Consider the following 14,490-nt stretch of genomic DNA (forward strand, 5'->3'; position numbering starts at 1 on the left):
CGGACTCCCAGACCTAGCCGCAACCGCAGCCATTTCTAGCAAATAAAATGCAGCAAAAGATAAACTACAAAGACACCCTTAACCTTCCTAGAACGGATTTTCCGATGAAGGCTAATCTGCAGCAAAAAGAACCTGCCATTCAGAAATCCTGGCAGAAAGAAAACCTCTTTGCGAAAATCCGCGAAAAAAACCGCAGCAGCGAAAAATTTCTTTTTCATGACGGACCCCCTTACGCAAACGGCCCCATTCATCTCGGGCACCTGCTGAACAAGGTTCTCAAGGATCTCGTGGTAAGGTCGAAAACAATGGAAGGGTTTGACGTGGAATTCGTTCCAGGATGGGATTGCCACGGCCTTCCGATAGAACACAAGGTCTTGAAGGAGCTTGGAGAAGACGCGGCCACCATGCCGGCACTTTCAATCAGGCGCAACTGCAGTAAATACGCGGCGAAATACGTAAAAACACAGTCAAAGCAAATGATTCGTCTCGGCACACTGGCCGATTACAAAAGACCCTACCTGACGATGACCCCCAGTTATGAAGCTGGGGTTCTAGAGGCATTCTCACAGCTGCTTGAAAAAGGGCTTGTTTACAGGGACCTGAAACCAGTTCACTGGTCGATCGAGAACCGCACCGCTCTGGCCGAGGCAGAACTCGAATATCATGAAAGAGAGGATAAAAGTATCTACGTGCTGTTTGAAATTGAAGACCTATCGGCACTTCCCCCGTCTCTTAACGCTGAGCGGATGGACAAAGTCCATCTTATGATATGGACCACGACGCCATGGACCCTTCCGGCGAATCTTGCCGTTGCCGTGGCGCCGAAGGGAAGATACGGTCTTTACAGGTTCTCAGATGGTCAGAACCTCATTATCGGCGAAGCTCTTTGCGAAGAAGTCTTCGAGAAATCCGGAAAAAAAGATTACGAAAAAGCCGGTTCCTGCCTGGGGGAAGAGTTCTCAGAGCGAAGCGTCTCTTGCCTTCATCCCTTTATTGACAGAAAATCGGTCTTGGTAACGGCCGATTACGTGACCTTCTCGACCGGCACGGGGTGTGTTCATACGGCCCCCGGCCACGGCGATGAGGATTACAGAACCGGCCTCAGGGAAGGGCTTGATATTTACTGTCCCGTTAGAGAAGACGGTACTTTTGACGATACGGTACCGCACTGGCTGAAGGGGAGGGGGGTCTGGGAAAGCAATGAAATAATAACCCAGAGACTCGCCGATTCGGGAAACCTCTTTCATTCAGAACCCTATATCCACAGTTATCCGCATGACTGGCGAAGCAAAACGCCTACTATATTCAGGGCAACAGACCAGTGGTTCATACACATGGACAAGCCATTTGGCGAGGCCGGAAAAACCCTGAGAGAGATCGCCATTGACGCAGTCAGGGAAAATGTTGATTTCTATCCCGACTGGGGAAGAAGCCGTCTCGGCGGAATGCTTGAGTCAAGACCGGACTGGTGCATATCAAGACAAAGATCATGGGGACTTCCTCTTCCGTACTTTACGGACGGAGAGGGAAGGGCGGTAATGACGGTGAAAATGGTTCTCGCCGTTACCGAGAAAATAAGAGAAAAAGGTTCTGACGTGTGGTTTTTCTCCGAGCCCCACGAACTTCTTGAAAACTACGACCCCCAAGACGATCCCGAAACTCCTCCCTGGCTCAAATCAAAGCAGGACTTAAAGGATCTTTTTAAAGGCGGCGATGTTTTTGACGTATGGTTTGAGTCGGGCTCGTCCTGGAACTCCGTGCTTAACGCAAGGGATCTTGGTTATCCGGCTGATATGTACCTTGAAGGTTCTGACCAGCACAGGGGATGGTTCCAGTCCTCCCTTCTCGTAGCTTTAGGAGCAACCGGAGAGCCTCCTTTCCGTGCTCTCTTTACCCATGGGTTTATGGTGGACGCCCGGGGCAGAAAGATGAGCAAATCTGGAGGCAACGCAATCGAGGTCGAAGATATACTGAGCAAATACGGGGCGGACATATGCAGGTGGTGGGTAAGTTCGCTTAGCTACTCAAACGATATAAAGGTCGACTGGGAGTTTTTCGACGTCGCCGCGGACGAATACAGAAAGATAAGGAATACCATAAGGTTCCTGCTCGGGAACTTAAGTGATTTTGATCCGGCAGAGGACAGTGTTGAGTTCGAAGAGGAAGACAGATACTCGATTGATCACTGGGCGCATTGCGAGTTTACCAAATTTGCGAGCGAAGCCTTGGATGCCTACTCGGGTTTTCGCTACAAGCAAGCAAGCGACCTTATTTTTTCTTTTTGCTGTGACGAGATGAGCGCCGTTTATCTGGCGTGCATAAAAGACAGGCTTTACTGCGAGAAAAAGGACAGCAGGAAAAGAAAGCGCTCCCAGACGGTCATGTACCAGGTAGCCGACGGGATCATAAAGTTTCTGGCTCCCGTTCTGGTCCACACTTCGTTTGAAGCCTATAAATCGCTGAAAAAAGACGGCGACGTAAACGTACACCTCGAAACGTTCCCAAGCGTTGAGAAAGTCGAGGCTGACAAAACCTGGAATGACGTAATGGATATAAGGAAACTGTGCCTCAAAGCCCTTGAGGATGCGCGAGGGGAGGGCGGCATGAACAATCCCCTTGATGTAGCCCTTGCGGTAACGGTCAAGGAAGATCTCTACGACGAAATAAAGAAGTTCGAACCGGAACTCGAAGACCTTTGCGGAGTAAGCAGGTTCGAAGTCTCGGCTGGAGACGGAATCCAGGTGGAATTGGTGGATCTTTCGGAAGAACCAAGATGCGAGCGATCCTGGAAGAGGGGAAAAACCGTGAAGAAAAGGTCAAACGGAAGATTCCTCAGTGAAAGGGATGCCTCGGCACTTGGACTTTAGGCCGGTCTTTAGTTCATAACAGTTTCTATAGTACCAAACTATCCCGGAGGCCAAGTGAGTTTTCTTCCGCCAAGAATATGTATATGCAGATGAAAGACGCTCTGTCCCGCGTCCTCGTTTGTGTTCACGACAAGCCTATATCCACCCTCGCTAAGCCCCAGAGTCGAAGCTATTTCCGAAGCCTTGACCATAAGATGGCCCAAGACCGACTGATCCTCGGTCTCAACAGTCGCCATTGAAACTATTTCCTTTTTCGGTATCAAAAGGACATGAACGGGAGCCTGGGGGTTTATATCTCTGAAGGCCAGACAGATCTGGTCCTCGTACACTATATCGGCTGGAATTTCTCGATTTATTATCTGTGTGAAAATTGTGCTCATGCTTTCTGATTGTCCATTAACTCCTTTGTGATGTCAAAAATCTCTACCCGGGGTTTCCATTATTAAAACCGCATGGTAGAGCAGAGATCCGTTCACAGAACGCAAGGTCATTTGCCGGAAGACTGATGGCGAATTGTAGAAATCCGACGGGTTGGAGTTATCTTATATAGACATGAGCTCATCCGAGAGAAAAAAGAAAATCCATCTTTTCATAAGCTGTCTAGTAGACAATTTTTTTCCCGAAGTGGGAGAAGCGATGCTGAGAGTCCTCTCAGGCATGGGAATGGAAATTGAGTTTCCGCAAAACCAGACATGCTGCGGACAGCCTGCGTTTAACTCCGGTCACAGACAAGAAGCCGAGAAAGTCGCTCATCATTTCCTTGATGTCTTCGGCGATGCGGATGAAGCAATTGTCTGTCCCTCAGGTTCCTGCGTGTCCATGGTAAAAAACTATTACAAGGAACTTTTCCACGACGACCCCGAAGCTCTGTCCCGCGCGGAAAGAATATCATCCAACATCTATGAGTTCTCCGAATTTGTTTTCCAGAGGAAAGAAGATCTTAGCTTTGACTCCGCATACAGGGGTAGGGTTACGTTTCACGATTCATGCCACGCGCTTCGAGAACTCGGAATAAGCTCCCAGCCCCGGGAACTTATCAAGTCCCTAAGTGAGGTTGAACTGGTTGAAATGACTATGGCGGACGCCTGCTGCGGTTTTGGGGGAACTTTTTCCATTAAATATCCGGAAGTATCAAAGTCCATGCTTCAGGAAAAAATAGACTCAATAACAAATTCAGGTGCGGATGCCGTCGTTTCAACCGACATGGGGTGTCTTATGAACATAAGGGGACTTGTTTCCAGGAAAAAACTGCCCGTAAAAGTGCTTCATCTGGCCGAGCTTCTCGCTTTTGAGGGTCCCAAATGATTACGGAACGCATAGATTTCAAGAAAAACTCTGTGAAGGCCCTCGGGGATCCTAAGCTGAAGAGGGCTCTTGTAAATTTCACCGACAGATCAAGAGCCTCCAGACAAAAAGCGGTAAGCGGGGTTTCCGAGTGGGAAGAGCTCAGGTCCGAAGCCAGGCGGATAAAAGAAGAAGTAATCAAAAACCTAGACAGCTATCTTCTGGAACTTGAAAAAAGCGTTATGAGGGCGGGTGGCAAGGTGCACTGGGCAAAAGACGCCCAGGAGGCTTCCGCAATAGTGGTCAATATAGCCAAAGAAAACAACGTCCGAAACGTCGTCAAAAGCAAATCGATGGCCACCGAGGAGATAGAGCTCAACAGACACCTCATATCAAACGGGATAAATACGGTGGAAACAGACCTCGGGGAGTACATAGTGCAGCTTTGTGAAGATCATCCTTTTCACATAATCACCCCGGCAATCCACAAGACCAAAGAAGACATCTCAAAGCTTTTCTCCGAGAAATTCGGGGTGCCTGAATATGAAGAGCCACAGAAACTTACCAACATAGCAAGAAAAGAACTGAGAGAGAAGTTCCTCTCGGCCGATATGGGTATTTCCGGGGTTAATTTCGCCGTGGCCGAAACAGGAACCATAGCGATAGTGGAAAACGAGGGTAACGCCAGACTAGCAACCACGTTTCCCGATATACACGTTGCTATCATGGGAATAGAAAAGATAGTCCCTAAGTTTGAGCAACTCTCTATTTTTCTCAGCCTACTGGCGAGAAGCGCCACTGGCCAGAAATCCTCCACCTATGTTTCTCTTATAACAGGCCCGAGGAGGGAAGGGGAGAGCGACGGTCCCCGGCAGTTTCACATAGTCTTCCTTGATAACGGAAGAAGCGACATAGCAAAATCAAGGGAGACCAGAGAATCGCTCTACTGCATAAGATGCGGAGCCTGCATCAATATATGCCCGGTATACAGACAAGTTGGAGGGCATAGCTACGGATGGGTGTATTCAGGACCAATAGGGGCCGTGATAACTCCCCAATTAAACGATCTACAAAAAACCGCAGACCTGCCGTTTGCATCTTCTCTTTGCGGAGCGTGTAGGGACGTATGCCCGGTAAAAATCGATTTTCCCCATGTTCTTCTCTCTCTTAGGCAAAAAGTGGTAGAGAAAAACAGCAAAAAACCGGATCCTGCAACATTTATGGAGAATATTGCCTTTCGGATCTGGAGTTTCGTCTTCAGTAAGCCATTTTACTACAATCTTACGGGGAAAACGATGATCTTCCTACAACGTCTCTACAAAAAAGACAATGAATTACAGAGACTTCCATATCCTTTTTCAAAGTGGACTAGAGAAAAAAACTTCCCCGCTTTCTCGAAAAAACCCTTCAGAGCAAGATGGAAAGAGAAATATCATGGCAAAAACGGAGCATTAAGATGATTTCTAAAGAATCCAAGGCACTTATACTAGAGAACTTACGTTCTACATTAATAGAAGAAGAAAAGATCAGCGAGAGCGCAGAGGGAGTCTTTTTAAATCCCAAGTTATCCATTGATCAAAAGAAGTTAGAAAACGATTTTATAGAGAATTTCAATATGGTATCCGGTGAAGTTCATCTACTCGAGGAAGAAGAGGAACTGATTGAGAAAATAAACGAACTTATCCGCGAGATTGGTGCCCAGTCGGTGTCCTTCTGGAACATGAACCCCCTGAAATCACTTGAATTTACCTCTGAAAACGATCTTGCGAATACGGATGTAGGGATAACTGGAGTTGATTTCGCTATTGCCGAGACTGGAACACTGGTTCTGCTGTCAGGTCCCAAGCAGCCAAGACTTACTTCGCTTCTGCCTCCCGTACATATTGCGATACTTGAGAGAGAAAACATTGTCGCGAATATCCACGTTCTGTTCGAGAGGTTGGGGAAATTTTATGAAAGTTATGATGAATTGTGTTCATGTATTTCTTTTATAACCGGACCGAGTAGGACAGCTGATATAGAGCTTAACCTCACATTGGGAGTTCATGGCCCAGGAAGAGCAATAGTTATAATTGTCTAAAAAACCTATCAGCTTTTATCTCTAACTGCCTTTGATTATTGTTAAATATCCCCTAAATGATCCTCTATCCCGAGCCATTCAACAAAAATATTCAATGTCCGATAATGTATATTATGTAAACTTATATAAATCTATGGGCAAATCTCGGGAAGCTAGCTGATAAGCGCCCTATTTTGCCACTGTGCTTGATTTTTTCTCATATGTCCGGATGATTTTCTGGAAATATGGGGGTTTTATAAGCCATGCCTATTTACGAATATCAATGCCAAAAGTGTGAAGGCGTCTTCGAGATCCTGCAGGGCTTTAACGACAAACCTGCAAGAAAGTGCGAGGAATGCGGAGGAAAACTTAAAAGACTCATCTCTGTTTCCGCTTTTCATCTGAAAGGCTCGGGTTGGTATGAAACCGATTACGGAAAGAAAAAAGTATCAGAACCCAAGCAGTTAAAAGATCACGATACTGGAGGAGAAGCCACCTCTCCTGCCGCTTCTTCCGAGAGTCCCGTTCTTCCAACGGAACAAGCTGCTGTTTCAGGTTCCAGTCAGACATATGACTCGATAAAGTCCGATACGAAAAAAGCAAAGTCAAAGCAAAAGAAAAAATAGCTTATGGACCTCGGTATAAAGGGAAAAGTCGCCTTGGTGGCGGCGTCCAGCAAGGGAATCGGAAAGGCAATAGCCGCCGCTCTTGCAGATGAAGGAGTAAATCTCTCCATATTTTCGCGCTCAGAAGACGATATAGAGCGTACGGCTTCCGAAATAAGAACCCGTTTTCCGGTGGATGTCTTTGCCTCCGCGGCCGATGTAACGAGCAAAGAACAGATCGACCGTGTAATAGAAGACACGGTAAAAACACTTGGCGGAATTGATATTCTCATAAACAACGCCGGAGGACCCCCTTTCGGCTTTTTCGAAGATTTTGAGTCCCCCGATTGGCAAAACGCCTTGGAACTTAACCTCCTAAGCGGCATTCATATGGCGAAGAAAGTAGTTCCTCTGATGAAAAAGCAGAACTGGGGAAGAATAGTAAACATAACCTCAATAGCCGTTAAACAACCGATAGATGGGCTGATGCTCTCAAACACTTCCCGTGCCGGGCTTATAGGCTTCTCGAAAACCCTTTCAAACGAACTCGCAAAATACAACATCTTGGTGAACAACATCTGTCCCGGAAGAATCTATACGGACAGAATAAAGGCTCTTGCGGAAAAACGGGCCGCGCAGTCGGGCATTGAATACGAAAAAGCCATAGAGGAGATGGAAAAGGACATTCCTCTGCAAAGAATAGGAACCCCTGAAGAACTGGCCGCCCTAGCCTGCTTTCTCGCTTCTGAGAAAGCAAGTTACATGACAGGAACTACTATCCAGGTTGATGGAGGATTGTTGAGGGGGCTGTTTTAAAAACTTGTAGGACTATATTGTTTTTTAAGGTATAATGGCATTTTCATTACAAGAGGTTGGTCCTAATCATGCCAGAAAGCTCTGAACAAGCAGTACTGCTTACGCATTCTCCCGACCGCCCGGGTCTTCTCCGCGCAATAATCGACTTCATATCCAGGCATGGCGGTAACATATATGAAATGCAGCACTGCATGGACAAAGACGAAAAGGTCACCTTTGTCCGTGTAAAGTGGTCAATGGAGAAATTTTCCATTCCCAAAGAGGAATTCTCCGGACGTTTCCAAGAGGAAGTAGCTTCAGAATTCGACATAAAATTCGACATATTCTTCACCGGGAAAGTGCTGCGCATGGCGGTTTTTGTCTCAAAACTCCCACATTGTCTCTCCGATATCATATACAGGTTAAGAGTCAGGGAGTGGAATGTGGAAGTTCCCGTCATTATAAGCAATCATCTTAACCTCAAACCTGTTGCTGACCGCTACGGCATGGATTATTATGTGTTCAACGATGTGGAAAATAAGAAAGAGGAAGTGGAAGCCAGCCAGCTTGAACTTCTCGCAGACTATAAAGTGGATTTCATAGTGCTTGCCAGGTACATGCAGATACTTAGCGAGGATTTTGTTTCACACTACAAAAACAGGATAATCAACATTCACCATTCCTTCCTTCCCGCCTTTCCCGGAGCGCGTCCCTACCACAACGCCTACAAAAGAGGCGTTAAGATCGTTGGAGCAACGAGCCATTACGTAACCGAGGATCTGGATTCCGGACCCATAATAGAGCAGGATGTAATACGGGTAAACTACAACGATTCCATAGACGACTTGGTGAGAAAGGGAGAGGATCTGGAGAAGCAGGTTCTTTCAAAAGCAATCTGGTCTCACATCAACAGAGAAATTCTGATATACAAAAACAGAACAATAATGTTCAATAAATGAACTACAGACTGCTGGTTTTAATTTTTACCTGACCTTCCGCCCATCATTCATCGCCATCTTCCTCATCGCCCCTGAAAAGAGAATCTATCTTGTAATCGTAATCCTCTAACTCTCCCGTCTTCTCTTCCTGAGATCCAACCATCATTCTTAACCCGCTGAGCACTTCATCCTTGGACATGGTTGCTTTGACCTTGTAAGGAATCTTCCCCAGAGGGGTGTTCATAATCCTTACACCGGATGGGACCTCAAATTCCGTGCGGTCATTGTATTTATCAAGCGCCTTGCTCATAAACTCTTTCCAGACCGGGACAGCGGCCAAAGAACCGGACTCCTTGTCTCCAAGCGATGTGTTATCGTCCTTGCCGACCCACACCCCGGTTACGACCATGGGACTGTATCCTATGAACCACGCGTCCGTGTAATCATTCGTGGTACCGGTCTTGCCCGCGATTCTGGCCTTGGAGTTAAGCGGATTGGAAAGCAGTCCTGTTCCCTCGCTGATAACCGCCTTCATTATGTCCGTCATTATATAAGCTGTCTCGGGACTTATAACCCTGTCAAAGCCCCCTGCTTCACCGAAGTAATGAATGGGTACTTTCTTGATGAGAAACCGGAACTCTTCAGAGGTAAGGAAGTCCCTCTGTTCCTCGGCGAACAGGCCTAGAAACTGCAGCCTGCCCTCCTGGGATTCGGGCGAGACCCGTTCCCGGTAATCCCATTCCCCCGACGCATCGCCACCCTTTTTCTCTTTTTTCTGTTTCAGTTTCTTCTCATACCGCAGGTATACCTCTCCCGTGTTATCCTCGATTAGGCTTCCGTTTCTGTCATAAATCCTGAGTATGAAATTCGGCTGTCTGTATATTCCTGAATTTGCGAAAACAGAATACGCGGTAGTAAGTTCCAGAAGAGTCACCTCGGAACTTCCCAGAGCAAGCGACGGATAAGGACCGATTCTGGATTTAAACCCGAAGTGCCTAGAATAACCCGCGACGTATTCAGGGTCTATGTCCATAATCAGCCTTATTGAGGAAAGATTCCTTGAGTTAACAAGAGATTCCCTGAAGAAAATCGATCCCATGTATTCCTCATCGTAATTCTCGGGAATCCAGTCATCCACGATAATCGGCACGTCAAGAAGCTTGCTTGTCTGCGTATATCCCTTGTCTATAGCCGCCGAGTAGAGAAAAGGCTTAAAAGCGGAACCCGGCTGCCTCTTCGCCTGGGTCGCCCGGTTGAATTTCGAGAGTCCAAAGTCATATCCGCCTACCATCGAAATGACGTTGCCCCTTGTGTCCATGGAAAGCAAGGCTCCCTGGACCCGTGGGCGAAACAGGGGAACTATGTCCGCCACTTTTTCCCCGCTCATAAACACCCTTACCTTCACGACATCCCCTATATGCAGCTTCTCGGGAAGAAGGTACCTGCCCTCCGGGGGCGGAAGATACCGCTCGGAATCGACTATGTAACTGAATTTTCGTTTTTTGCCGCCGACTTCAACAGTCGCAAAAGAAGTTCTCTCGTCTATGTCTCCTATGACCGTGACAACGGCCCTGTAGGTTTTGCCGTTCTGGAGAACAAGGTTTTTCTGCTGCTTTTTAAATTCCTCGATCTTCTCGGCCGTTCTGAGCCTGGCGATGGTGAACCTGGTTCTGCCCTGTCTTTTCTCAAGGTTGCGTATCCCTCTTCGAACAGCCCTGTAGGCGGCAAGATTGAGATCCATGTCAAGCGTGGTGTAAACCTTGTAGCCGCCCTTCTCGTAAGCCTTGCGCCCGACTCTTTTCTCAAGATACTCCCTTACGTATTCAATAAAATAAGGCGCTATGTATTCCCCCCTAGGTTCCTGTTTCGGAATGACTTTTATCTTATAGGCCAGAGCCTCGCGCTGCTGGCGGGGGGTTATGAATTCCTGCTCCCGCATTATGTTTATTACGGTTTTCTGCCTTTTAAGCGCATTTGAGAGATTGGTTCTCGGCGAATACTGCTCCGGCCTTCGCGGGATTCCGGCCAGAAGACACGCCTCGGCTATGTTTATGTCCCTTGCCGATTTTCCGAAGTAGTTCCGGCTCGCCATCTCGACTCCGTATACGCCGTCGGCAAGGTATATGTGGTTCAGGTAGAGATACAGTATTTCGTCTTTGGAGAGATTCCTCTCTATCCTGTAAGAGAGAATCGCCTCTTTTATCTTTCTGGTGTAGGCCTTCTGGGGACCCAGAATGAGGTTTTTGGTTATCTGCTGCGTAATAGTGCTCCCCCCGGAAACGATTCTTCCCGTAACCAGGTTCTGATAAAGGGCCCTCACAACGCTTTTAGCGTCCACCCCGCTGTGCTGGTAAAACCTTCTGTCCTCTACTGCTATAAAGGCGTTTACAAGGTAAGAAGGTATGCTCTCGAGATTGACAAGCGCCCTTCTTTCAAGCCCCGACTGCGCTATGAGCTCCCCTTCGGACGAGTAGAATTCGTTTAGAATAACGGGCTGATATCTCGTGAGATCCCGCAGATCGGGGAGATCTTTTGAGAAATAGATGTAGACCGCCATAATCCCGATCACGCAAGCAGACAGAAACACCGCAGGCATCAAGAAACGGGAACGGAGAAATTTGCTCGGGTCTTTGCCCGCCAGATTGATCCCTCTATTCAAATTCATCTGTGCTGAGAGTATATAATTCCGATGGAAATCAACTTGAAAAAAGGTTACCTTAAAAAATCTTTTTGGGTTATCTTAATCGACAATTAATCAATTACGCACTCTTTGGAAAATGAAACGATGGCCGACCTCAGCTCATACATAAAAGACGTTACGGACCAGGAAATAAAAGTGCTTCTGCTCAAGCTCAAAAACGAGATGAGAAAAGAAGACGTGACGTGGGAGCAGATAAAAGAGATACTGGCCGAGATCAAAAGCAAAGACGGCAGCGTACTAAAAGATATAATTCCTTTTCTCGTGGACTGACCGGGCGCGGCGAGGGCCGCGCGAAGAGCACGCAAATGACAAACCTGATTGACTGCATCGGCAACACTCCGGCAATAAAGCTCAAAAGCGTCCCGAAAAACAGCCGCTCGACAATATGGGCGAAGCTTGAGAACTTAAACCCCGCGGGCAGCATAAAGGACAGGGCGTGCATCGCCATGCTAAGGCGAGCGGAACGCGAAAATCTGGTAGAGCCCGGAAAAACGACCATAATCGAAGCATCAAGCGGCAACACCGCGATAGGACTCGCCCTTTGCTGCAAGACAAACGGATACGATCTCGCCGTTGTGATGCCCGAGGACACGGCGGAAGACAAAATACAGCTGATAAAAGCCTTTAAGGGGCAGGTGATTCTCACCGCCGCGGACCGCGGACTTCGCGGGTCGGTAGAAAAAGCCCGGGAACTTGAGCGCGAAAACCCCGACTTCTATTTTTTTAACCAGTTCAAAAACACCGCGGACATCACTATTCACCAGGAGGAGACCGCAAGGGAGATAGAAAACCAGATGCTGGGCCGTCTCGATGCGTTTGTGTGCGGGGTCGGAAGCGGAGGAACGGTAATGGGAGTGGGTTCCGAACTAAAAAAAATTTATCCCCGGCTAAGCGTAGTGGTGGTCGAACCCGCCGAATGCCCCACCCTCTCCGAGGGAAAGGAAGGTTCCCACGGCATCTGCGGCATATCGCCCGGGTTTATACCCGAGAAGCTTGACCCCGGGGTAATCGACAGAATTTATCCGGTCTCCACGGAGAATGCCCGCCAGTGCGCCAGAGCGCTTGCTTCTGAGGAAGGCATACTGGTCGGAATATCCTCCGGAGCCTGCCTTTACGCGGCCCTAGGGATTTCAGAGGAGCTTGAGGAAGGAAGCCAGGTACTGGTAACTTTCTGTGACAGCGGAGAAATGTACCTGGGGACCGATCTTTACGATTAGGATTTTGTATAATTCTCTTTACAATTAATCAACAAGAATTAGTGGAGTTTACTCTAATATTTTTCGCAGAATATCAAATATTTGCCGAAAATGCTCGAAATCTTCTACAGTGCCATAATCACATAACCACTTGCACAAATTGGTTTTTTCATCTGGATTAATTTTCCATTCATCAGAAACAGGTTGTTCTTTTCCTCGTATCGTCTCTGTATGCTCATGTTTAATGTCTATGAAAGCAGGTTTATGATTTTTTGCTTTCTCCAAAGTCGTTTTGTTAAACAGATTTTCAATTCCTTTTTGTATGGGATGCTCTATCTGTTTTGGTATGCTCTGCCTAAAAAAGTTCCCTTCTTCTTCTAGACCAATTCCATCTTCACAATCATATAGAAGCACTACTTTTTGGGGTACTAAATTTTGTGGGAGTTTCTTAACTCCATTCCAGACATTCTTTAAGTTTCCATTACCTCCCCCTGCCCGTATCTCAATTTTCTCAAGTATTTTCTTTTCTTCGCTTCCAAATAATTCAGAAGCTCTTAATAGATATTTTCGGTCAGTTTCACCATCAACAAATACCTGTGGCTTCTGCGCATTCTTAATTGCCTCTTGTATCTCATCCAAAAACCTGCTCGTTTCTGTAAAAACGTTATAAGCATCTGTAAATTCACTAAACTCTTCTGTCCCGATTTGCTTCCCCTGAGGCAGTCTATACAGAGCAAAACCGTCTTCTCCAAAGAGCTTCTTCATACCGAGGATAAAAAGCGGTGAATGTGTTGTAACAACAAATTGAATCTTGGGGAACATTTTTATTAATTCAGGCAGAACTTCATATTGATGGACCGCATGCAGGTGTAAATCAACTTCATCAATTATGACAACCCCTCTTATATCTTTAGCTCCGGCAAATTCTGCATTGCTCAAATCAAAATCCCTTAGGATAGATAAAAACAGGTTCAGTAGAGAAGATTCCCCAGAAGACAATTGAAAAATATTGGGGACGAGTCTTTTTTGGTCAGTCCAAATTGAAACAATTCTGTTAAGTCTATTGCCTATTCTGAAATTTATATTTGGACTTCCGCGTATTATGCTTGTAAATATTTTAAGCACAATTCTATAGATGCTTTCAGCTTTTTTAACCTCGGTCTCGAAAACTACCATGTCATAAACCAAATCAAACAGCCAATTCTGATTATTGTGAAGTGGAGAATAGTTAACTACCTTACGAGTCGTATGGTCGCCAAAGTGTTCTAAATCCATATATTTTGCCTTGGCTCTTAAGTTTTCCTCATTTAACCACGCTGGTTCTTCAAAGCGATTTGGAGGAAAATAGAGAACACAATTCTTTGAAAAAATATTCTGGATTTTTTGTTTGTTTTCGAGGTGAAAGCTTGATTTGAAATGGTCGTGTTGTTTGGAATCCAGACTATTCCATGCGTTTTGAGCATTCTTCTCTAAAAGTTCTGCTGGAATACTTGGATACTTTTCTTTTGGTCGCAGCAACCTTAATTCTTCAAGAAATAAGTCATCTTCAAATGCAACCCTTGAGTAATAGAAACTTTTTTCCGTTTTAACGTAAGAACTACTCCGAATTTTGTATACTTTATCTGTATCTACTTCGGGAGTTTCTGGATAAACGACGTTCTTAGCTGAAATCAATCCATTGACGAGGTGAGATAACAAGATGCTTTTCCCAGAACCGTTCTCGCCTACCAGTAAAACAGGTTTTGGCACATCATTCTCAAAAGGAAAAATAATATCAAGTTGGTCAATCGGACCGTAGTTGACAATTTGAATTTTCTTCGCGTACACAGCTAAGGGTGAATTACAATTTAAGGCAGTCTTTTTGTTTTTCAAAAGTGTTTTTTTACTATCTTTAAAACACTTTTGACAATCCAAGAGTCAGACCATAGTAAATCTGATCCGGTTAAATTTATCAAACCCTTGTTAATGACAAATACAACTGTCCACTTTCGCTTTCTTTACATCAGTATCACGGGGCGTAGACCTAGGGAACTGATGTAAAGCCA

The 14,490-nt window shown here is 46.1% G+C and carries 12 protein-coding genes; 9 read left to right on the forward strand and 3 right to left on the reverse strand.

Annotated elements, in window-relative coordinates; all coding sequences use genetic code 11:
* Positions 1-47: 47 nt before the first annotated feature.
* A complete protein-coding gene (ileS, locus tag F4X55_03615; protein ID MYC40083.1) occupies positions 48-2,867 on the forward strand; it encodes an isoleucine--tRNA ligase in 2,820 nt (939 codons plus the stop codon).
* A gap of 38 nt (positions 2,868-2,905) precedes the next feature.
* Here the strand turns inward: ileS and F4X55_03620 are convergent, their stop codons facing one another.
* A complete protein-coding gene (locus F4X55_03620; GenBank protein ID MYC40084.1) occupies positions 2,906-3,247 on the reverse strand; it encodes a histidine triad nucleotide-binding protein in 342 nt (113 codons plus the stop codon).
* 172 nt (positions 3,248-3,419) lie between these two features.
* On the opposite strand from F4X55_03620, the gene F4X55_03625 reads away from it, so the two are divergent.
* The 6 genes from F4X55_03625 to purU all read left to right on the forward strand — a co-directional run bounded on the left by F4X55_03625 (position 3,420) and on the right by purU (position 8,569).
* Entirely contained in the window at positions 3,420-4,172 is a 753-nt protein-coding gene (locus F4X55_03625; GenBank protein MYC40085.1) for a (Fe-S)-binding protein, read from the forward strand.
* The gene (locus F4X55_03630; GenBank protein MYC40086.1) at positions 4,169-5,611 is read left to right on the forward strand and encodes an iron-sulfur cluster-binding protein; all 1,443 of its coding nucleotides are present in this window, start codon (positions 4,169-4,171) and stop codon (positions 5,609-5,611) included. Before F4X55_03625 ends, F4X55_03630 begins: the two co-directional genes overlap by 4 nt.
* Entirely contained in the window at positions 5,569-6,231 is a 663-nt protein-coding gene (locus F4X55_03635) for a hypothetical protein (GenBank protein ID MYC40087.1), read from the forward strand. The genes F4X55_03630 and F4X55_03635 overlap by 43 nt, the downstream gene beginning before the upstream one ends.
* A 242-nt stretch (positions 6,232-6,473) precedes the next feature.
* Positions 6,474-6,836, forward strand: coding sequence for a zinc ribbon domain-containing protein (locus tag F4X55_03640; protein ID MYC40088.1), 363 nt, complete (start codon positions 6,474-6,476; stop codon positions 6,834-6,836).
* 3 nt (positions 6,837-6,839) lie between these two features.
* Entirely contained in the window at positions 6,840-7,631 is a 792-nt protein-coding gene (locus tag F4X55_03645; protein ID MYC40089.1) for an SDR family oxidoreductase, read from the forward strand.
* Between the two features lie 68 nt (positions 7,632-7,699).
* A complete protein-coding gene (gene purU / locus F4X55_03650; GenBank protein ID MYC40090.1) occupies positions 7,700-8,569 on the forward strand; it encodes a formyltetrahydrofolate deformylase in 870 nt (289 codons plus the stop codon).
* 43 nt (positions 8,570-8,612) lie between these two features.
* On the opposite strand, the gene F4X55_03655 is transcribed toward purU, so the two are convergent.
* On the reverse strand, positions 8,613-11,213 hold the full coding sequence (locus tag F4X55_03655; protein ID MYC40091.1) for a PBP1A family penicillin-binding protein: 2,601 nt from the start codon (positions 11,211-11,213) through the stop codon (positions 8,613-8,615).
* Between the two features lie 120 nt (positions 11,214-11,333).
* Between F4X55_03655 and F4X55_03660 the strand changes: the two genes are divergently transcribed.
* Positions 11,334-11,519 carry a hypothetical protein gene (locus F4X55_03660; protein MYC40092.1) on the forward strand — a complete coding sequence of 62 codons (186 nt, stop codon included), beginning with the start codon at positions 11,334-11,336 and terminating at the stop codon, positions 11,517-11,519.
* Positions 11,520-11,554: 35 nt separating this feature from the next.
* A complete protein-coding gene (locus F4X55_03665; GenBank protein ID MYC40093.1) occupies positions 11,555-12,466 on the forward strand; it encodes a cysteine synthase family protein in 912 nt (303 codons plus the stop codon).
* Positions 12,467-12,514: 48 nt separating this feature from the next.
* Here F4X55_03665 and F4X55_03670 read toward each other — a convergent pair whose 3' ends face one another.
* Positions 12,515-14,359, reverse strand: coding sequence for an ATP-binding protein (locus F4X55_03670; protein MYC40094.1), 1,845 nt, complete (start codon positions 14,357-14,359; stop codon positions 12,515-12,517).
* Positions 14,360-14,490 lie beyond the last annotated feature (131 nt).

This window comes from Candidatus Dadabacteria bacterium (assembly GCA_009840385.1).
Lineage (GTDB): Bacteria > Desulfobacterota_D > UBA1144 > Nemesobacterales > Nemesobacteraceae > Nemesobacter > Nemesobacter australis.

What these genes read in the sequence shown, in the direction of transcription:
- ileS (MYC40083.1), top strand. Translation starts at nt 48, where the DNA reads ATGCAGCAAAAGATAAACTACAAAGACACCCTTAACCTTCCTAGAACG.
- F4X55_03620 (MYC40084.1), bottom strand. Translation starts at nt 3,247, where the DNA reads ATGAGCACAATTTTCACACAGATAATAAATCGAGAAATTCCAGCCGAT.
- F4X55_03625 (MYC40085.1), top strand. Translation starts at nt 3,420, where the DNA reads ATGAGCTCATCCGAGAGAAAAAAGAAAATCCATCTTTTCATAAGCTGT.
- F4X55_03630 (MYC40086.1), top strand. Translation starts at nt 4,169, where the DNA reads ATGATTACGGAACGCATAGATTTCAAGAAAAACTCTGTGAAGGCCCTC.
- F4X55_03635 (MYC40087.1), top strand. Translation starts at nt 5,569, where the DNA reads ATGGAAAGAGAAATATCATGGCAAAAACGGAGCATTAAGATGATTTCT.
- F4X55_03640 (MYC40088.1), top strand. Translation starts at nt 6,474, where the DNA reads ATGCCTATTTACGAATATCAATGCCAAAAGTGTGAAGGCGTCTTCGAG.
- F4X55_03645 (MYC40089.1), top strand. Translation starts at nt 6,840, where the DNA reads ATGGACCTCGGTATAAAGGGAAAAGTCGCCTTGGTGGCGGCGTCCAGC.
- purU (MYC40090.1), top strand. Translation starts at nt 7,700, where the DNA reads ATGCCAGAAAGCTCTGAACAAGCAGTACTGCTTACGCATTCTCCCGAC.
- F4X55_03655 (MYC40091.1), bottom strand. Translation starts at nt 11,213, where the DNA reads ATGAATTTGAATAGAGGGATCAATCTGGCGGGCAAAGACCCGAGCAAA.
- F4X55_03660 (MYC40092.1), top strand. Translation starts at nt 11,334, where the DNA reads ATGGCCGACCTCAGCTCATACATAAAAGACGTTACGGACCAGGAAATA.
- F4X55_03665 (MYC40093.1), top strand. Translation starts at nt 11,555, where the DNA reads ATGACAAACCTGATTGACTGCATCGGCAACACTCCGGCAATAAAGCTC.